At 67.1% G+C, this 19125-nt stretch carries 22 protein-coding genes; 8 read left to right on the forward strand and 14 right to left on the reverse strand.

The window, feature by feature from the left end; all coding sequences use genetic code 11:
• Positions 1-18: 18 nt before the first annotated feature.
• Positions 19-687: an isochorismatase family protein gene (locus ACLJPD_RS18420; protein ID WP_410873522.1), complete on the forward strand. Its 669-nt coding sequence runs from the start codon at positions 19-21 to the stop codon at positions 685-687.
• Between the two features lie 61 nt (positions 688-748).
• Here ACLJPD_RS18420 and ACLJPD_RS18425 read toward each other — a convergent pair whose 3' ends face one another.
• The 4 genes from ACLJPD_RS18425 to ACLJPD_RS18440 form a co-directional block, all read right to left on the reverse strand.
• Entirely contained in the window at positions 749-1579 is an 831-nt protein-coding gene (locus ACLJPD_RS18425) for a hypothetical protein (RefSeq protein WP_410873524.1), read from the reverse strand.
• A 117-nt stretch (positions 1580-1696) separates the two neighbouring features.
• Complete coding sequence (locus ACLJPD_RS18430) at positions 1697-3115, reverse strand: NAD(P)(+) transhydrogenase (Re/Si-specific) subunit beta (protein ID WP_410874484.1); 1419 nt, start codon at positions 3113-3115, stop codon at positions 1697-1699.
• Between the two features lie 17 nt (positions 3116-3132).
• A complete protein-coding gene (locus ACLJPD_RS18435; RefSeq protein ID WP_062984380.1) occupies positions 3133-3435 on the reverse strand; it encodes an NAD(P) transhydrogenase subunit alpha in 303 nt (100 codons plus the stop codon).
• Positions 3435-4577, reverse strand: coding sequence for a Re/Si-specific NAD(P)(+) transhydrogenase subunit alpha (locus ACLJPD_RS18440; RefSeq protein ID WP_410873526.1), 1143 nt, complete (start codon positions 4575-4577; stop codon positions 3435-3437). The genes ACLJPD_RS18435 and ACLJPD_RS18440 overlap by 1 nt, the downstream gene beginning before the upstream one ends.
• 407 nt (positions 4578-4984) lie before the next feature.
• Here ACLJPD_RS18440 and ACLJPD_RS18445 point away from each other — a divergent pair, with 407 nt between their 5' ends.
• From ACLJPD_RS18445 to ACLJPD_RS18455, 3 genes are read left to right on the forward strand one after another with little or no spacing between them, the layout of a single operon-like run.
• The gene (locus ACLJPD_RS18445; protein WP_410873528.1) at positions 4985-5434 is read left to right on the forward strand and encodes an HIT family protein; all 450 of its coding nucleotides are present in this window, start codon (positions 4985-4987) and stop codon (positions 5432-5434) included.
• Positions 5431-6270, forward strand: coding sequence for a maleylpyruvate isomerase family mycothiol-dependent enzyme (locus ACLJPD_RS18450; RefSeq protein ID WP_410873529.1), 840 nt, complete (start codon positions 5431-5433; stop codon positions 6268-6270). Before ACLJPD_RS18445 ends, ACLJPD_RS18450 begins: the two co-directional genes overlap by 4 nt.
• Positions 6270-6911, forward strand: a complete 642-nt coding sequence (locus tag ACLJPD_RS18455) for a Type 1 glutamine amidotransferase-like domain-containing protein (RefSeq protein WP_410873531.1) — start codon at positions 6270-6272, stop codon at positions 6909-6911. Before ACLJPD_RS18450 ends, ACLJPD_RS18455 begins: the two co-directional genes overlap by 1 nt.
• Positions 6912-6926: 15 nt before the next feature.
• Here ACLJPD_RS18455 and ACLJPD_RS18460 read toward each other — a convergent pair whose 3' ends face one another.
• Together ACLJPD_RS18460 and ACLJPD_RS18465 are read right to left on the reverse strand one after the other, a co-directional pair.
• A complete protein-coding gene (locus ACLJPD_RS18460; RefSeq protein ID WP_410873532.1) occupies positions 6927-7418 on the reverse strand; it encodes a GtrA family protein in 492 nt (163 codons plus the stop codon).
• Between the two features lie 60 nt (positions 7419-7478).
• A complete protein-coding gene (locus ACLJPD_RS18465) occupies positions 7479-7790 on the reverse strand; it encodes a hypothetical protein (RefSeq protein ID WP_410873534.1) in 312 nt (103 codons plus the stop codon).
• A 351-nt stretch (positions 7791-8141) separates the two neighbouring features.
• On the opposite strand from ACLJPD_RS18465, the gene ACLJPD_RS18470 reads away from it, so the two are divergent.
• On the forward strand, positions 8142-9515 hold the full coding sequence (locus tag ACLJPD_RS18470) for an FAD-binding oxidoreductase (RefSeq protein WP_410873536.1): 1374 nt from the start codon (positions 8142-8144) through the stop codon (positions 9513-9515).
• Between the two features lie 20 nt (positions 9516-9535).
• Positions 9536-9820 (forward strand): GNAT family N-acetyltransferase, encoded by a 285-nt coding sequence (locus ACLJPD_RS18475; RefSeq protein ID WP_410873537.1) that lies wholly within the window; start codon positions 9536-9538, stop codon positions 9818-9820.
• 182 nt (positions 9821-10002) lie between these two features.
• Here the strand turns inward: ACLJPD_RS18475 and ACLJPD_RS18480 are convergent, their stop codons facing one another.
• The 4 genes from ACLJPD_RS18480 to ACLJPD_RS18495 form a co-directional block, all read right to left on the reverse strand.
• Entirely contained in the window at positions 10003-11163 is a 1161-nt protein-coding gene (locus tag ACLJPD_RS18480) for an acyl-CoA dehydrogenase (protein ID WP_410873539.1), read from the reverse strand.
• Positions 11164-11333: 170 nt separating this feature from the next.
• On the reverse strand, positions 11334-11996 hold the full coding sequence (locus ACLJPD_RS18485; protein ID WP_410873540.1) for a TetR family transcriptional regulator: 663 nt from the start codon (positions 11994-11996) through the stop codon (positions 11334-11336).
• A gap of 87 nt (positions 11997-12083) precedes the next feature.
• Positions 12084-12590, reverse strand: coding sequence for a 5-(carboxyamino)imidazole ribonucleotide mutase (purE, locus tag ACLJPD_RS18490; RefSeq protein WP_379299939.1), 507 nt, complete (start codon positions 12588-12590; stop codon positions 12084-12086).
• Between the two features lie 111 nt (positions 12591-12701).
• Positions 12702-13925 carry a 5-(carboxyamino)imidazole ribonucleotide synthase gene (locus ACLJPD_RS18495; protein WP_410873542.1) on the reverse strand — a complete coding sequence of 408 codons (1224 nt, stop codon included), beginning with the start codon at positions 13923-13925 and terminating at the stop codon, positions 12702-12704.
• 39 nt (positions 13926-13964) lie between these two features.
• On the opposite strand from ACLJPD_RS18495, the gene ACLJPD_RS18500 reads away from it, so the two are divergent.
• The gene (locus tag ACLJPD_RS18500) at positions 13965-14513 is read left to right on the forward strand and encodes a GtrA family protein (RefSeq protein WP_410873544.1); all 549 of its coding nucleotides are present in this window, start codon (positions 13965-13967) and stop codon (positions 14511-14513) included.
• Positions 14514-14533: 20 nt separating this feature from the next.
• Here the strand turns inward: ACLJPD_RS18500 and ACLJPD_RS18505 are convergent, their stop codons facing one another.
• The 3 genes from ACLJPD_RS18505 to ACLJPD_RS18515 are packed head-to-tail and all read right to left on the reverse strand — an operon-like array spanning position 14534 to position 17118.
• On the reverse strand, positions 14534-15841 hold the full coding sequence (locus ACLJPD_RS18505; protein WP_410873546.1) for a sensor histidine kinase: 1308 nt from the start codon (positions 15839-15841) through the stop codon (positions 14534-14536).
• A gap of 3 nt (positions 15842-15844) precedes the next feature.
• The gene (locus ACLJPD_RS18510; RefSeq protein ID WP_056818039.1) at positions 15845-16543 is read right to left on the reverse strand and encodes a response regulator transcription factor; all 699 of its coding nucleotides are present in this window, start codon (positions 16541-16543) and stop codon (positions 15845-15847) included.
• 41 nt (positions 16544-16584) lie between these two features.
• Complete coding sequence (locus tag ACLJPD_RS18515; RefSeq protein ID WP_410873548.1) at positions 16585-17118, reverse strand: PH domain-containing protein; 534 nt, start codon at positions 17116-17118, stop codon at positions 16585-16587.
• Between the two features lie 127 nt (positions 17119-17245).
• Here ACLJPD_RS18515 and ACLJPD_RS18520 point away from each other — a divergent pair, with 127 nt between their 5' ends.
• A complete protein-coding gene (locus ACLJPD_RS18520) occupies positions 17246-18214 on the forward strand; it encodes an acyl-ACP desaturase (RefSeq protein ID WP_410873550.1) in 969 nt (322 codons plus the stop codon).
• Between the two features lie 36 nt (positions 18215-18250).
• On the opposite strand, the gene ACLJPD_RS18525 is transcribed toward ACLJPD_RS18520, so the two are convergent.
• Entirely contained in the window at positions 18251-19039 is a 789-nt protein-coding gene (locus ACLJPD_RS18525) for a biotin--[acetyl-CoA-carboxylase] ligase (protein ID WP_410873552.1), read from the reverse strand.
• Positions 19040-19125: the final 86 nt, after the last annotated feature.

The raw sequence follows: 19125 nt of genomic DNA on the forward strand, positions 1-19125 counted from the left end.
TCGACGAAAGACTCCCCCATGCCCATTCCCCCGATCGCGCCCTATCCCATGCCGACCGCGGACGAGTTCACCGCCGACCAGGTCGACTGGACCGCCGAGCCCACCCGCAGCGCCCTGCTGATCCACGACATGCAGCAGTACTTCCTCGACGCCTACGACCTCTACCGCGACCCCGCCCGCACTCTCATCGCCAATATCGCCAAGCTGCGCGACCATTGCCATCAGCTCGACATCCCGGTCATCTACACGATGCAACCCGGCGACCAGCACCCGTCCCGGCGCGGCATCCTCGCGGACTTCTGGGGAACCGGCATGGCCGAGGGCGCCGACACCGAGGTGATCAACGCCATCGCACCCGACCCACAGGACATCCAGGTCACCAAATGGCGCTATTCCGCCTTCCAACGCACCGACCTGCGTGAACTACTCGGCTACTACGGCCGCGACCAACTCATCATCACCGGCGTCTACACCCACATGGGCTGCATGCTCAGTGCCGCGGAGGCTTTCATGGGCGACGTGCGCCCCTTCCTCGTCCACGACGCCACCGCCGACTTCACCCGCGACGACCACATCATGGCCCTGAACTACGTCGCCCGCCGCTGCGGTGCCGTCAACAGCACCGACGATCTGATCGGTCAGCTCGGCAGCACGAAGGTGAAATCCACCGAGCGCCGATCCGCCTGATCTAAGGCGACCGACATCGTCGCACTTACGACGATGTCGGTCGGCGTGCGCGCCCTGGCGATCAGCGGCCGATCGGGCTCGTCAACGCGGCGACCAAGCGAACGGTCATCGGGATTCGGACCGCGGCCAAGTCCTGACGCAGATCCGCGTAGCAGGGCATGCCATCGCGGACGAGTGCCCGCAGCCTCGGTTCGCCGAGCAGCTGTGCCGAAGCGTGATACAGCACAGGCAGTTTCGGCAGAATCAACCCGTAGTCGAGGAGTCTGGCCATCCGCCCCTCCCCCGCGACCACCGTCGCGATGGAAACCCCCACCAGTGGGTAGCGCCGCGGAAACACATTGTGGAGGTCGAGAAAGTACGCGACCGAGCTGCCACGGGGATCGGCTGCGTGGCGCAGCGCGGGACCCCACACACCGGCCGCCAACATCGGCCGCTGGACCAGCAGGTGAGCGAAGAGCACGCGAGCCAACGTCACGTTCATCATCAGCCGCTCGGCCGCCGATTCCGCGCGCGCCAGCTGCTCGTGCTCGAGATAGCCGGCGACGACGCTGTGATTGTGGGCCAGATACCAGCTCGACCCGGACGGCTCGGCCAGGAACCGCTGCCACAGCCGGGCCGACGGTGACAGCGACATCGACGCACTCGCGCCGAGGCTCGCCTCCATCTTGTCGGTGAGCAGCCGATCGTTGATCGCGCGCCACCAGGGGCTTCCGGTTCGCGGATGCAGGACACCACGATCGATTTCCCAGCCGAGAAAAGTGAGTTCGGCGCGAGCGTACCGCGCCAGATTCGCCGGATAGAACTCCGCGGCGACCGCCAGTCGAGCGCGTTCCTCCCCGTCGGCCGCGGCCAGCCGACGGCCGACCGCTACGTGTGCCTCGGCCCGGATCATCGGGTGCAACCTACACCCGATGCCACCCGGTCGCCCACACGCCGGTCGGTCGGCGAAACGACAAGAGACCCCACTGTTCTCCGAGAACAGTGGGGCCTCTTGCCGAAGTAGCGTGTCTTACAGCGCTTTCAGTTCCTCGGTGACCGCACCGACGGACTTCTTCGCATCACCGAACAGCATCGAGGTGTGATCGGCGTAGAACAGCGGGTTGTCGATGCCCGCGAAGCCGGAGTTCATCGAACGCTTGAGGACGATGACGCTCTTGGCCTGGTCGACGTTGAGCACCGGCATGCCGTAGATCGGGCTGGACTTGTCGTCGCGGGCCGCCGGGTTGGTGACGTCGTTGGCGCCGATGACCAGGACCACATCGGTGCGGTTGAATTCACCGTTGATGTCGTCCATTTCCTTCATCGCGTCGTAGGACACCTCGGCCTCGGCCAGCAGCACGTTCATGTGACCGGGCATGCGACCGGCGACCGGGTGGATCGCGTACTTGACCTCGACGCCCTTGCCCTCGAGCAGCAGCGCCATCTCCTTGACCGCGTGCTGGGCCTGCGCCACGGCCATGCCGTAGCCGGGAACCACGATCACCTGGTTGGCGTAGGCCATCTGGATCGCGGCATCGGCGGCCGAGGTCGCCTTCGCGGTCTTGGCCTCACCGTCACCCGCACCCGCGACAGCGCCGCCACCGCCGAAGCCACCGGCCACGATCGCGGGGATGGAACGGTTCATGGCCTTGGCCATCAGGTTGGTGAGGATGGTGCCCGAGGCGCCGACGATCATGCCCGCGACGATCATCGCGGTGTTGTTCAGCGCCAGACCGGCGGCCGCGGCCGACAGACCGGTGAGAGCGTTGAGCAGCGAGATGACGACCGGCATGTCCGCGCCACCGATGGGCAGCACGACCATCAGGCCGAGCACACCGGCGAACAGGAGCAGGCCGATCATCCACAGCTGCGAGACGCCACCGTTGTCGGCACCGAGGCCGATCACCACGGCGCAGGCGATGGCACCGACGAGCAGGATCAGGTTCAGCGGCTGCTGCAGTCTGCCGACGCTGATCGGCTTGCCGGACAGGATCTCCTGCAGCTTGGCGAAGGCGATGATCGAGCCCCAGAAGGAGATCGAGCCGATCACCGCGGCGAACAGCGAACCGATGATGATGTGGATGGTCGGTTCTTCGTGCAGCTCGGAAAAGCCCGCGCTGTCGACGAATTCGGCCCACGCGATCAACGCGACGGTGCCACCACCGACACCGTTGAACGCCGCGACCAGCTGCGGCATCTCGGTCATCTTGGTGCGGATGGCGGGCGGAACACCCAGCGCCACACCGACGATCAGACCGCCCGCGATGAGAATCCAGTTGAGCAGCGCCGCGTCGCGCACCGAGATCAGGGTGGCGACAACGGCCAGACCCATACCGACAGCGGCGATCTGGTTGCCGCGCACGGCCGTCTTCGGGCCGGTCAGGCCCATCAGGCCGTAGATGAACATGGAGAAGGCCACGATGTAGAGGCCGTTGACCAGGTAGGTCATATTGTCGACTGCGTGCATCACTCGGCCGCCTTCTTCTTACCCTTGAACATGCCGAGCATGCGGTCGGTGACGACGAAACCACCGATGACGTTCAATGTTCCGAACACCACCGCGACGAACAGGATCACCTGCACCAGCAGCGAGGGGTCCTGCACATTGCCCAGCGTGACCAGCGCACCCAGCACGACGATGCCGTGAATGGCGTTGGTGCCCGACATGAGCGGGGTGTGCAGGGTGTTGGGGACCTTGGAGATCACCGCGAAGCCGACGAAGCCGGACAGCACGAGAATCGCTATATTGGCGAGAAGTTCGGTGTACATCAGGCTTTCACGCTCGATTCGATCTTGTCGCTACGCTCACGGGTGACGCAGGAATCCGCCAAGACCTGATCTTCGAAGTCGGGCGCGAGCTTGCCGTCGACCAGCATCAGTTCCAGCAGCGCCGAGATGTTCTTCGAGTACAGCTCGGAGGCGTGCTCGGGCATCGTGGCGGGCAGGTTCAGCGGCGAGGCGATGGTCACCTCGTGCTTGACAACGGTCTCGCCGGGCTCGGTGAGCTCACAGTTGCCGCCGGTCTCACCGGCCAGGTCGACGATCACGCTGCCGGGCTTCATGCCCTCGACAGCGGCGGCGGTGACCAGGCGTGGCGCGGGGCGACCCGGCACCAGCGCGGTGGTGATCACGACGTCGAAACCCTTGATGGCGTCTTCGAGCGCCTTCTGCTGCTGGGCCTTCTCCTCGTCGGTGAGTTCGCGGGCGTACCCGCCTTCACCGGCGGCGTCGATGCCCAGATCCAGCCACTGCGCACCGACCGAGCGCACCTGATCGGCGACCTCGGGACGCACGTCGTAACCGGTGGTCCGCCCGCCGAGACGCTTGGCCGTGGCCAGCGCCTGCAGACCGGCGACACCGACACCGAGCACCAGCACGGTGGCCGGCTTCACGGTGCCCGCGGCGGTGGTGAGCATCGGGAAAAAGCGGGTCGACTCCGACGCGGCGAGCAGCACGGCCTTGTAGCCGGCCACGTTCGCCTGCGAGGACAGGGCGTCCATCACCTGGGCGCGCGAGATTCGCGGAATCGCCTCGACGGCAAAGGCCTGCACACCGGCAGACTTCAGCGCACCGATCTGATTCTCGGCATTGCGCGGCGCCAGGAAACCGATCATGGTCTGCCCGGAGGACAGCTTGGCCACCTCGGCGTCGCTGGGCGGGGCGACCTTGACGACGACCTCGGCCGACCACGGGTCACCGATGGTCGCGCCTGCCGCTACATAGGCAGCGTCGGGAATGAGAGCGCCGAGGCCGGCACCGGCTTCCACGATCACCTCGACACCCTGCTTGGACAGGGCGGGGATGATCTTGGGCACCAAGGCGACCCGCCGCTCACCCGGGCCGGACTCGCGAACGACTCCGACACGCGCTCCGCGCGGCGAACCCTCGCCCACGTTTTGCGTTGTCTCCACTAGTCAGACTTCCTTTTCGTGCTGGCTTCGAGCCTGGGAACAACGGGGCAGCCGAAGTTACCTGTGAGTAAGTTCGACTGAAATCCTGGCAACTGTACTCGGCTCGCGGTGAGCCTAGCGGAGATGTCCGTCACAACGGAGAACTGGACTGACGACCACAAATCGGACACCGCAACCCTGATCGGCCGTGACAACGACCGCTCGGGCCGCCGGGAACCGGCAGGTGCCCGCACCCAGATTCGTCGCCGCAGGTGGGGGCACGCAAGTCCGCACGTTCAGGTGGGTTACTTACCCCGACGTCCGACTCCTGGCCGGATACCGCCACCATAGGGCAGACGTGACGCGCATCATGCCCGCGCCCGGTTCGGGCTGTTGCGCGACCCAGGTCACACCGTAGGGTCGAGGCCGTGAACGACTGCGCCTTCTGTCTGATCGTGGCGGGTGCCGCACCGGCGACCATGGTCTACTCCGACGACGCGGTGTGCGCGTTCCTCGACATCCGTCCCATCACCCGCGGCCACACCCTGATCGTTCCCAAGGTCCACGCGACCGAACTCGACGATCTCGATCCCGAACTCGGGGCCCGGATCTTCCGTACCGGCCACCGTCTCGCCCGCGCGCTGCGGGTGAGCGGGCTCGCCAGTGACGGAGCCAACCTCGTTCTCAACGACGGCACCGCTGCCTTTCAGACCGTGGGCCATGTCCATCTGCACGTGGTCCCGCGCAAACACGGCGACAAACTCGCCTTCGCCAAGGGCTTTCTCCTGCGTCGTCCGCACGAACCGAATTCGACCGCGGCGGCGATCCGCGCGGGCCTCACCGCGCTCGACCAGAGCGAAGAAGGAGCACAGGGATGATCGAGACGCCCGGGCGCGAGCAACTCACCGATCTACTCGCCGAGCAGTGGGAAGCCATCGCGCTCCTGGTCACCGACCTGGATGAGAAGGCTTGGCGCCGACCGTCTCCGCTGCCCGGCTGGACCCTGTTCGACGTGGTCGCGCATGTGATCGGCACCGAATCGTGGTTGCTCGGCGAGAAACCACCGCCGCATGATCAGTTGCGCCCCAAGACCGATGCGCGCACGCAGCCGCACGTGCGCAACGAAGTGGCTGTGCTCAACGAGATCTGGGTCGACCGGTTGCGCCCGCTCTCCGGCAAACGCCTGCTCGCGCTGTTCGACGAGACCACCGAGCGTCGCCGGGCCGCACTGGCTGCCATGGACGACGACGCCTGGCAGGCGCCGACCGTCTCGCCGGTCGGGCAGGTGCCCTACGGGCGGTTCATGCGGGTGCGCCTGTTCGACTGCTGGATGCACGAACTCGACCTCGCCGATGGGATCGGACGCAGCGTGCCCGAGGGTGGCGCGCGGGCGGAGGCGGCGTTCACGGAACTGACCCTCGGCCTCGGCCGCGCGGTGGTGAAAGGCGCCAAGGCGCCGGACGGTTCGCTGATCACTCTCGATCTGACCGGGCCGGTGACCAGGCAGGTGCATCTGTCGGTGGCCGGTGGGCGCGGGTCGGTGCTCGATGAAGCTTCGAGTGAGCCGACTACCGTGATCCGTTTGGAATCAGGGCTTTTCGCGCGGCTGCGCGGTGGGCGCACCACGATCGACCGGCACCCCGGCGAGATCACTGTCGAGGGTGACACGGCGCTTGGTGAGCGGCTCGTACAGAACATGGCGTTCACCATCTGATGCGACTGTTCCTGGCGTCGTACAGGTTCGGCGGTTTCGCCGATCGGCTCGTCGGGCTCGTCGGAGCGCCGGGGCGGGTCGCGGTGATTCCGAACGCGTGTGACGCGTGGCCGGATGCTTGGTCGTCGGCGGTGATCAGTGATGTGAAACCGCTGGAGCAGCAAGGTTATTCGCCGGAAGTTCTCGATCTGCGCGAGTACGTCGGGCAACCGGAGCGACTGGAACGGCATCTGCGCGAATTCCCGATGGTCTGGGTGCGCGGCGGCAACACTTTCGTCCTGCGTGCCCAGTTCGCCCGCAGCGGCGCCGATGTCGTGCTTCCCGCACTGTTACGCGAGGATGCGCTCGTGTACGCGGGTTACAGCGCGGGCGCGTGTCTGCTCGGTCCCGACCTGCACGGGCTGGAAACCATGGACGACCCCGCCGAGGTGCTACCGACCACCGGCATCGAACCGCAGTGGGACGGGCTGGGCTCGGTCGATCGTCGCCTGGTGGTTCACCTGGACTCGCCCACCGACCCGGACGGTGATTCCGCCGCGATGCTGGCCCGCTGTGTGGCCGAGGACATCCCGCACTGGGCACTCACCGATAACGATGTAGTCCTGGTCGATGGCGATCGCACCGAGGTGCTCCGGGGCTGACCCCTCCTGGCACGATCAGGCAGCGGTCAACGCGGGTTTGCGGCGGAACACGACCCAGCGCATCGCGCTGTACATGTACACGGCCTCACACGCGCCCGCGAGCAGCCTGGCCACGTGATATTGCACGCCGAGCGCGGCGAGACCGGAGCCGACGCAGAGGATGAACGCCAGATAGTTCACCAGCACCACGACCACGTACACCGCGGCCTGCTTGCCCATCGGGGCGTGCGAGTGGAAGTTGAAGGTGCGGTTGAGCACGAAGGCGAGCCCGAACGCGACGATGTAGGCGAGGGTGATCGACAACCAGACCGCCAGGCCGAGGCCGCTGCGCAGGAGCGTGAGCAACAACAGGTCGACACCGAAGGTGAAGCTGTTGATCAGCGCGAAGCCGAGGAACGTGGCGGGCACATACCGGTCCAGCCCCCATGGCAGCCGCGCGACGACCACCTCGCACCAACGGGTGAATCGGTCGGCCACCGACTCGGTGACACTCGCCTGATGCTCCACGCCGCCAGCCTGCCAGCGGCAGATGAAGCCAGGGTGAGCAACCGGCAAACGGGCGCAGTGCTAGCGACCGACAGCCGCGATCGGACGGGTGTCGAACGAGGCCCACACCGCGAGGCAGCGGCGGCGGGTGAGCTCGTCGGACTCGGCGAGGAGAGCGTCGCGCAGCAGACAGGGATCCGCGGCCCAGTGTGCGGCGATCTCGGCCAGCGCGCGGACACCGAACATGCCGGTCGCTTCCAGCGCTTGCAACCACTGGGCGTGCGCGCCGGTGTAGACAAGGTGCATCACGTCGGGGTCGATGCCCACGTCGGCGAACTCGGCGGCCAGCAGTGCACCGACCATCTCAGCGCGGTTGTGCGGTTCCTGCATCATCGCCAGTCCTCCCTGCGAAAAGCGGTGCGGCGCAACAGCGTCGCGTGACCGATGCGCCTGTGGCGCACCGTGGAGCAGAACTCGAAACACGCTGGGCGGTGGAGCAATTCACCGTCGAACACACCCGGTACGGGCCATTGTGACGGATTGGACGCCGTATACACCAACGGGGCGCGCCAGATCACAGTCATGCGGAAACTCGCTTGTTCGGCAACACATCGCATCTGGTCACATGATCACTAGGCCGTAGTGGATCTTTCTACTCGGGCGATGACTACCAGAAGGCCTGATGATCGACTGACCAGGACCAACTACCCGCGGGAGACAGGGCGCGCGGGTTAGCGTGGGCGGGTGGACGAGCGCAGCGGTGACCTCGATTCGTTGATTTCGGTGTTGTCGGACGGGGCGGTCGTCATCGACCCCGATCTGCTGGCGGGGTATCGCCAGGATTGGGCGCGCGATCCCGATGCGGGGACGCCGCTGGCGGTGGTGCGGGCGCGCGGGACCGCCGATGTGGCCGCCACGCTGCGGTGGGCGCACGCGAACAAGGTGCCGGTGGTGCCGCGTGGTGCCGGGACGGGGCTGTCGGGTGGGGCGACCGCGGTGGACGGCGGGATCGTGCTCAGCACCGAGTTGATGCGGGAGATCAGCGTCGACGCGGTCACCCGGATCGCGGTGGTCCAGCCCGGACTGCTCAATGCCGAGGTGAAGCGGGCCGTCGCCGCCGAGGGGCTCTGGTATCCGCCCGATCCCTCCTCGTTCGAGATCTGCTCGATCGGTGGCAACGCGGCGACCAACGCGGGCGGTCTGTGCTGCGTGAAGTACGGCGTGACCACCGACTACGTGCTCGGCATGGAAGTGGTGCTGGCCGACGGGACCGTAGTGCGGCTCGGTGGGCCGCGGCTCAAGGACTCGGCCGGATTGTCGCTGACCAAACTGTTCGTCGGGAGTGAGGGCACGCTCGGGGTGATCACCGAACTCACCCTGCGACTGCTGCCCGCGCAGCCACCGCAGTCGACCGTCGTCGCGAGTTTCGGCTCGCTCACCGCGGCGACCGACGCGATTCTGGCCATCACCTCGGCCCTGCGCCCCGCCATGCTCGAATTCATGGACACCGTCGCGATCAACGCGGTGGAGGACGAGATGCGGATGGGGCTGGACCGCACCGCCGCCGCGCTGCTCGTCGCCCGCTCCGACGCACCGGGCGAATTCGCCGGGCACGAAGCGCAAGTGATGGTCGGACTGTGTGAGAAGGCCGGGGCGACAGAGGTTTTCCACACCGCCGATGCCACCGAAGGTGAAGCCTTCACCGCCGCACGACGATTCGCGATCCCCGCGGTGGAGAAGATCGGACCGCTGCTGCTCGAAGACGTCGGCGTGCCGCTCCCCCGCCTCGGCGACCTGATCGCCGGCGTCACCGCGATCGGCGAACGCAACGATGTGCTGGTGTCGGTGATCGCGCACGCGGGCGACGGCAACACCCACCCGCTGATCGTGCACGATCCCACCGACCCCGACAACACCGCCCGCGCGCACCGCGCCTTCGGCGAGATCATGGACCTGGCGATCACTCTCGGCGGCACCATCACCGGCGAACACGGCGTCGGCCGCCTGAAGAAAGCCTGGCTCCCCGACCAGGTCGGCCCCGAGGTCATGGCGCTGACCCGCCGCATCAAAGATGCACTCGACCCCGACGGCATCCTCAACCCCGGCGCCGTGCTGTAGCCCGACTAGCATCGGTGGATATGACCACCAGGCTCGAGCACAACGTCGACGACACCCGTTACGAGATCTACCACGACGACGTCCTCGCGGGCTACGCCGACTACGCCGAACGCGAAGATTCCAAGGTCCGCGACTTCCACCACACCATGACGTTCCCGGAGTTCCGCGGCCGTGGGGTGGCGGCCGAAGTCGTGAAATACGGCCTCGACGACTCCCGCGACAGCGGCTACCAGATCATCCCCACCTGCTGGTACGTCGAAAAGTACATCGCCGAACACCCCGAATACGCCGAACTCGTCCCGTAATTCGGCGCCTTCATCAGGTTCCCGAATATCGACGTCAGCGGTCCAGCCGTCACCGTGTCTGCTGCCGACACGAATCCGCTGGTCTCCGCCCGTGGCCCGCACAGCAATCGACCGGGTGCCCGGCCTATGCCACCCCGGACGAGGTGGCGTAGGCGAAGTGGAACACCCGGTCGGTGCGGGAATCAGCCCTTGAGCAGGTTGCGAGCCATCACCAGGCGCTGGATCTGGTTGGTGCCCTCGTAGATCTGGGTGATCTTCGCGTCGCGCATCATGCGCTCGACCGGGAAATCGGTGGTGTAGCCGGCGCCGCCGAAGAGCTGGACGGCGTTGGTGGTGACCTCCATGGCCACGTCCGAGGCGAAGCACTTGGCGGCCGCGGAGATGAAGCCGAGGTTCTTCTCGCCGCGCTCGGCGCGGGCGGCCGAGGTGTAGACCATCAGGCGGGCGGCCTCGATCTTCATGGCCATGTCGGCCAGCATGAACTCGGTGTTCTGGAAGCTGGCGATGGTCTTGCCGAACTGCTTGCGATCCTTGGTGTAGGCGATCGCGGCGTCCAGTGCGCCCTGGGCCAGGCCGACGGCCTGCGCGCCGATGGTCGGGCGGGTGTGGTCGAGGGTCTGCAGCGCGGTCTTGAAACCGGTGCCGGGCTCGCCGACGATGCGGTCGCCGGGGATGCGGCAGTTCTCGAAGTAGAGCTCGGCGGTGGGCGAACCCTTGATGCCCAGCTTGTGCTCGAGCGGGCCGACCACAAAGCCCTCGTCGTCCTTGTGGACCAGGAACGAGGAGATGCCGTTGGCGCCCTTGTCGGCGTCGGTCACGGCCATCACGGTGTACCAGGAAGACTTGCCGCCGTTGGTGATCCAGCACTTGGAACCGTTGAGGACCCAGTCGTCGCCGTCGGCCTTGGCGCGGGTGCGCATGGCGGCGGCGTCGGAGCCGGCCTCACGCTCGGACAGCGCGTAGGAGGCCATCTCGCCGTTGACGATGTCGGCCAGGACCTTGGTCTTGAGCTCTTCGGAGCCGTTGAGGATCAGGCCCATGGTGCCGAGCTTGTTCACAGCGGGGATCAGCGAGGAGGAGCCACAGACGCGGGCGACTTCCTCGATCACGATACAAGTGGCGACCGAATCGGCACCCTGGCCGCCGTAGGCCTCCGGCACGTGCACGGCGTTGAAGCCCGCGGCGTTCAGCGCGGTGAGCGCCTCCTCCGGAAAGCGGGCGTTGCCGTCGACGTCCTTGGCGTAGGGAGCGATTTCCTTCTCCGCGAGGCCGCGGATGGCGCCGCGCAGCTCGTCGTGGAAGTCCTCGAGCTTGAACAGGTCGAAATCGGGGTTACCAGCCATCGGGGGCACACTCCTGGTCGTGGTCGTGATCGCTGCGATGCTCACAGCGCGTGGTGCGTCGGCACGCAGTGCCAACCTACCGCGGATTATACGCGCGGCACTCTATCGCTACATGCGGATATATGGGTGGCACTCAGTGTCACCGTCTCACGTAACGGTGTGCGTGGCGCTCACAGGCTACCGAGGCGGGCCGTCAGTAGATCGGCTACCTTGCGTGGCGGCATGTCGCGGGGGAACACGGCGAGCACCAGTTCTTCGGGCTCGGCCTCGGCGCGTCGGCCACGCGGGATCATCGCCAGTTCGGTGCGCAGATCGCTCACCGCGGCCCCCGATTCGCCGCGCACCATCCGGCGCAGCAGGTAGTTGTGGGTGGCGGTCACAGCGGCCGTGTACTGGACCCGGGCCAGGTCGGGTACCTCCGGCACTCGGCCGCGCAGGAACTCGGTGAACAGCCGCTCGTACCGGAACACCGTGACGATCTCGCGCTCACGCAACGCGGGCACCCGCCGCACCACCTGATACCGCCGCGCCGCGATGTCACGCCACTGCGTGAACCGCTCGAACACCCCGATCACGGCCTCGCACACCGCATCCCACGGATCCCCACCGTCCACCCCCGCGAGAAATTCCTCCGCCGAGGCCAACTGGAACTCGTGATCAGCGAAGATCACATCCTCTTTCGACCGGAACTGCCGAAAAAAGGTCCGCCGCGAAATCCCTGCCGCCACCGCGATCTCATCCACCGTCGTCGCCTCGTACCCCCGCTCGGCGAACAACCGCAACGCCTGATCAACCACCGTAAGCCGAAACTGCGCCGCATCGTCGTGTGCCACGGGGGTCAACCGTAGTGACCTCCGTGTGCGCGTCTCATCCGACCTCGCCTGACACCGCCGCCGCCGAGGGAACCGTCACTCACCCAGCTAGCCCAGGAGTTTGTTGCGCAGCGCCTCGTCTTTGTCCAGGACCATCTTTTCGAGGCCGGCCTGGAACTGTTCCATGCGGGTGCGTAGGGACTCGTCGGAGGTGGCGAGGATGCGGGTGGCGAGTAGGCCTGCGTTGCGGGCGCCGCCGATCGAGACGGTGGCGACGGGGACGCCTGCCGGCATTTGGACGATCGAGAGGAGTGAGTCCATGCCGTCGAGATATTTCAGGGGGACCGGGACGCCGATGACCGGGAGGGGGGTGGCCGAGGCGACCATGCCGGGGAGGTGGGCGGCGCCGCCGGCGCCGGCGATGATCACCTTCAGGCCGCGACCGGCGGCTTCGCGGGCGTAGTCGAGCATGCGCTGGGGGGTGCGGTGGGCGGAGACGACGCCCACTTCGAAGCGGATGCCGAATTCGGCGAGAGCTTCGGCGGCGGCTTCCATGGTGGGCCAGTCGGAGTCGCTGCCCATGATCAGGCCGACCTGGGGGCCATTGGTGCTCACGTGGGTTCCTTAGGGTTGTCGGCTGAAGCCGCGGGCTTCAGCGGGAGTACCGCGTCGCGCCTCGCGGGCCCGGGATGGGCGAAAGTCGTTGGTGTTTCGGCTGATTCGATCTCACGCGCCGTGCGGGTCCCAGCCGTCGGTCCAGACGGCGTGCGACATCCAGTGCGCTGCCCGCTCGGCCTTTTCGCGGACCTCGGTGGCGTCGTCACCGAGAATGTTGATGTGGCCGATCTTGCGGTCGGGGCGCTCGCCCTTGCCGTAGAGGTGCACCTTGGCCTCGGGCAGGCGGGCGAACAGGTGGTGCAGGCGTTCGTCCATCGACATCTCGGGAGTCTGCGCGGCACCGAGGATGTTCGACATCACCGTCACCGCCGCGAGGGGGCTGGTGTCGCCGAGCGGATAGTCCAGGACCGCGCGCAGGTGCTGCTCGAACTGGCCGGTGCGGGCACCGTCCATGCCCCAGTGGCCGGAATTGTGCGGGCGCATCGCGAGCTCGTTCACCAGCAGTTCGCCGTCGTGGGTCTCGAACAGCTCGACGGCCATGACTCCCACCACACCGAGTCCCGCGGCGAGCTCCAGCGCCATGGTCTCGGCGCGCGCGGCCAGGTCCTCGTCCAGGTCCTGGGCCGGGGCGATCACCACGGCGCACTGACCGTTGCGCTGCACGGTCTCCACGACCGGCCAGGTCGCGGCCTGCCCGAACGGGGACCGCGCGACCATCGCCGACAGCTCACGCTTCAACGCGACCTTCGACTCCGCCAGCAACTGCACGCCGTGCGCGAGCTGGTCGGTGACCAATTGCGTGGCCTCGGCCGCATCGGTGGGCATCCACACCCCGCGACCGTCGTAACCGCCGCGCACCGCCTTCAACACGAAGGGCCAGCCGTGCTCGTCACCGAAGGCGACAGCGTCGGCGGGCGCGGTGACCTCGACGAACGCGGGCACCGGCAGACCCAGCGCGGACAGCTTGTTGCGCATCGCCAGCTTGTCCTGGGCGAAGATCAACGCCTGCGGCGGCGGGGAAACGTTCACGCCCTCGGCGACCAGCACGTCGAGGTGCTCGGTCGGCACGTGCTCGTGGTCGAAGGTCAGCGCGTGCGAGCCCTTGGCGGCTCTGCGCAGCGCGGACAGGTCGTCGTGGCTGCCGAACACGACGTCGGGACTGACCTGGGCGGCCGGGTCGTCGGGCCGCTCGGCGAGCACCCGTAGACGCTGTCCCAGGGCAATCGCAGCCTGGTGCGTCATGCGCGCGAGTTGGCCCCCACCGACCATCGTGACGGTGGGCATGGCTGACGGATCGAATGAACGTGCACTCACGTCGTGCAATGTTGTCATGTCGAATGCGAATGTTCGCGACCGGTACACTCAGAACTCGTGTCAATCGTCGACGACGTGGTCAACGTCCTACCCCCGCGCATGCGTGCGACTGCGATCAAGCATAAAGAGCTGATCAAGTTCGCCATCGTCGGAGCGACGACGTTCGTGATCGACAGCGGCCTGTTCTACCTCCTGAAATGGACGGTTCTCGCGGAGAAGCCGATTACCGCCAAGATCATCTCGGGCGTGGTGGCGGTGATCGCGTCCTACGTCCTCAACCGGGAATGGTCGTTCAAGAACAGGGGCGGCCGGGATAAACATCACGAGGCGATGCTGTTCTTCGGGGTGAGCGGGATCGGGGTGGTCCTGGCCAATATCCCGCTGTGGATCTCGATCTATGTGCTCGATCTGCGCGAACCCCATGTGAGCTTCCTGGTCGAGAACCTGGCCGACTTCTTCAGCGCGTTCATCATCGGCAACCTCTTGCAGATGGCGTTCCGGTTCTGGGCGATGCGGCGCTGGGTGTTCCCCGACGAGATGGACGAGATCGTCGCCGAGCTCGAGGACCTGATCGAAGAGGAACAAGAGCACCTCGGCCACAGCTGACCGAACGGCCGCAGCTGAGGTCAGCGCGGCTCGGTCAGCGTCGCGTTCTGCGGTCGGTTGAGCTTGGAGCCGAGGAACACCGCGAACAGGGCAGGCCGCCGCCGCTGCAGCTCGAGCCTGCCACCGTCGGCCTCGACCAGCGCGCGGGCCAGCGCGAGACCGACACCGGTCGACCCACCCGCGGAGAAACCACGATCGAAGATGTGCGGTGCGAGTTCATCGCGCACGCCCTCGCCCTCGTCGGACACCTCCACACAGATCAGCGGATCGCGCGAACTCATCGTCGGGACGGTGCGGACCGAGACCGTGCAAGCGCCGCCGCCGTGCATCAGGGCATTGTCGACCAGCACCGCGACGGCCTCACGCAGCCGCGAACCGCTGATCGGGGCCTGCAGGGATTCGTCGCCGAGTAGGAGCAGTTCACGCCCGGCCTCGTGGAACGGGTGGGTCCACTCGGTGACGACGCCGCGCAGTTCCGCCATCACCGGGACCGGATCGCGGTCGGTGGCGTCTTCGTCGCGGGAGGCGCGAACCAGGTCGTCGATGGCGTCGGTGAGCCGGTCGACCTGCGCCATCGCCTCCTCGGCCTCGTGTACCACCTCGGGGTCGGCGTGGGTGGACAACTCGTCAAGGCGCAAGCGAACGGCGGTCAGGCGGCTGCGTAGCTGGTGGGAAACGTCGGCGACCAGCGCGTGCTCGCGTTGCAGGCGGCCCGCGATCTCGACGGTCGCCGAATCGAGCACGTCGGAGACCCGGTCCAGTTCGGCGATGCCGTGGCGGCGGGGATCGGGTCGGAAGTCGCCCATCGCCAACCGGGCCGCTCGCGCTGCCACATCGCGCAGCGGGTCGGCCACCCGGCGCGCGGTCACCACGGCGACCGAGAACGCCGCACCGAGCGAGGCGAGCACGGCCAACGCCACCGCGGCCACCGCTTGCTCCTGCCGCGAATGCATCGGCCCGGCGGGCACCTCGAGCCGCAGCGAACCGGACGTGCCCATCGACAGCGATTCGACCAGCGGATCCGCCACCTCGCCGACGCCGATATCGGTACGCGCGGCATTGTCGTGCGGGGCCGGATAGACGATCGTGAGCTTGCCGCCCTCGGGGACCAGCGCGCTCATGGCGCGCACGTCGAGGCCGTCATGGACGGTCCCGTCGCCGCCTTCCTGGGCGATCACCTCGGTCGAGATCCGTTCGAGGCGACTCTGCAGGTCGTTGCGGGTGATGTCCTCGACCCACAGCCAGGCGGTGTAGATCAGGGGCACGCCGAGCACCACCGTGGTGATGGTCAGCACGGTCAGGATCGAACGCAGGATGCGGCGGCGCACCCGTCAGCCTCGGTGTGAGGTGGGACCGTCGGTGTTGAGCCGGAATCCGACACCGCGCACGGTGACAATCCGGCGCTCGGCCATCGGGCCCTCGTCACCGATCTTGCGGCGCAACCAGGACATGTGCATGTCGAGGGTCTTGGAACCGCGCAGGTCGGCGTCGCCCCAGACCTCGCGCAGGATGGTCTCGCGCGCCACCACCTGACCGGCGCGGTCGATGAGGACCTTGAGCAGCTCGTATTCCTTGTTGGCCAGGTTCACCTCGGCCCCGTTGACCAGGACGCGCCGCGCCGCCGGTTCGAGGCGGATCGCGCCGACCTCCACCGCGTCGTCACCGATTCCGCTGCGTCGCAACAGAGCTCGCACGCGAGCGAGAAGTTCGGCCAGCCGGAACGGTTTGCCGACATAGTCGTCGGCGCCCGCGTCGAGGCCGACGACGAAGTCGACCTCGTCGGTGCGGGCGGTGAGCATCAGCACCGCCAGATCGGCGCCGCTGGCCCGCACCTGCCGACACACCTCTAGCCCGTCCATACCGGGCAGCCCGAGGTCGAGGATCAGCAGGTCGTGATTGCCCTCGAGGGCACGGCGCAACACGGCGGGGCCGAAGCGTTCGACGGTGACGGTGTAGCCCTCACGCCCCAGTGCGCGCGACAGGGGTGCGGCGATCGCCTCGTCGTCTTCGGCCAGCAGTACTGCGGTCATGTGCACAGGTTAAATGTTTCCGATCAGCAGGGACGGGCAGCTCACCGGTAGCCGCCACCCCAGTGTTGCTCGTTGGCGGAGCGACCCGCCTCGAACACCTGGTGGTAGAGCAGCGAGTGGACCTGCTGCACCTGGGGCACGTCGTCGTATTCGAGCGGCTCCTCCGAGGAGGAACCGATGATCAATGTGCCGGTGCCCAGTACCCGGTCCCAGAGACCGTGGCGGAACTGGACACTGGATATGCGGCTGAGCGGGATATCGATGCCGGTGTGGGTGAGCACGCCCTGGCGCACCAGCACCCGTCGCCCGGTGACGATGAAATGCGTGGACTTCCAGGCGATCACGCGGGCGACCACCCGCCAGGCGACCAGCCCGAGCCAGATCAGACCGATCAGCAGCAGCAGCACCGTGCGCACGTGGCCGGTGGCGTTGCGGTAGGCCAGCCCGCCGAGGAAACCGGCGAGCGCGGTCACGGCGATGAGAAAGACGATGGGCCAGACCAGCATTTTCCAATGTGGGTGGCGGTGCAGGATCAGCTGCTCGTCGGGCGCGAGGACATCCTCCGGGTAACCCATGCTCGAACAGTACCGCGACGGCACACCGCATTTCTCGATGCCACGACTGAGGCGATACTGTGGATTACACGCTAGATGCCAGGTTTTGTCCTTATCTGCTTGCTCGACACCGACAGTGGAGGCACGCGTGACCGAAGATCTGACTCAGCTCGAAATCCTCACGGCCCTCGAACCAGTGGCCGAACAGAACCTCAACCGGCACCTTTCCATCGCCAAGGACTGGAATCCGCACGATTACGTGCCGTGGGACGAAGGCCGCAATTTCGCCGCGATGGGCGGAACCGATTGGGAACCTTCGCAATCCAAGCTCACCGATGTCGCCAAGGCGGCGATGATCACCAATCTGCTCACCGAGGACAATCTGCCGTCCTATCACCGGGAGATCGCAGAGAATTTCTCTCTCGACGGCGCGTGGGGCACCTGGGTGGGCCGCTGGACCGCCGAGGAGAACCGCCACGGCATCGTGATCCGCGATTACCTCGTCGTCACCCGTGGCGTCGACCCGGTGGCGCTGGAAGAAGCGCGGATGATCCACATGACCCAGGGTGCGCACGCGCCGGCGAACTGGGGTGGCTTCCTGGTCAACGTCGCGTATGTGACATTCCAGGAGCTGGCCACCCGGGTGAGCCACCGCAACACCGGTCGCGTCTGCGACGACCCGATCGCCGACAAGATGCTGGCCCGCGTCGCCACCGACGAGAACCTGCACATGATCTTCTACCGCAACCTGTGCGCGGCGGCGCTCGACCTCGCGCCCAACCAGGCGATGCCCGCGATCACCAAGGTGCTCACCAACTTCCAGATGCCGGGCGCGGGCATGCCCAACTGGCGGCGCAACGGCGTGCTGATGGCCAAGCACGGCATCTACGACCTGCGCCAGCACCTCGACGAGGTGGTGCGGCCGGTGCTCAAGCAGTGGAACATCTTCGAGCGCAACGACTTCGGTGCGCGGGGCGAGGCAGCGCGCGATGAACTCGCGCTGTTCATCGACACGCTGGAGAAGGACGTGCTGCGCTTCGAGGAGCAGCGCGACCGGCTGCTGGCGCGCGAGCGCGTGGTGGCCGAGCGTGCGACCACCGGTGTGGCCGCACTGTGATCTCTGAGGACGGGCCCGGCGTGCGCGGGCCCGTCCTCAGTACTGTCCGCGCAGGTGGGAGACGTCGCCCGCGGATACCGCTTCGCCGCCGATGAGCAGTCGGCCGGTGTCGTCGATACCGGTCGCGACGCCGGTGATGACCTTTCCGCCGGGGAGTTCGGCGCGCACGTCGATGCCGATGGTGGCGCAGCGTTCGCGATAGGCGGCCGCGAGTTCGATGCTGTCCCAGCCCGACCGCTCCCACGCGGTGAAGCGGCGCGCGAACTCGGCCAGGATCGCGGCGACCAAGGCGGTGCGGTCGATGTCGCGCGCACCGGCCAAGGACAGCGAAGTCGCATGGGCGACAGGCAGTTCCGACTCGTCGAGGTCGACATTCATGCCGATGCCGACCACCACCGCGGGCGAGCTCCCGGTCGCGGCGACCTCGGCCAGGATGCCCGCGAGCTTGCGGCCGTCGAGCAGCACATCGTTGGGCCACTTCAAGGCCGGCGCGACCCCGGCCGCGCCACGCAGCGCGTCGACCACCGAGATGCCGGTGAGCAACGGCAACCAGCCGAGCGCGGCGGGGTCGATGCCGGGCAGGCGCACCAGGATCGACAGCGAGATCTGCGCACGCGGCGGACTCACCCAGGCGCGGGCGTGCCTGCCGCGACCGCTCACCTGTTCCTCGGCGAGCAGAGCCTGGCGGTCGACGGACGGGTCGGCGGCGCGGGCGACCAGATCGGCGTTGGTCGATCCGGTCGACTCGACCACATCGATCCGGTCGAAGAACAACACTCCCGGCGAGCTGCGCAGACGCTGTACATCCAAGGGTGCCCGGTTCATTCTCGGCACGTTACTGGAGTCTTCTGTTAATGGTCACGACCATACCTAGCTGGGGTTTCTCTACTGACCGGTAAGCGAGACTGCCG

This window comes from Nocardia sp. A7, assembly GCF_046549215.1.
Lineage (GTDB): Bacteria > Actinomycetota > Actinomycetes > Mycobacteriales > Mycobacteriaceae > Nocardia.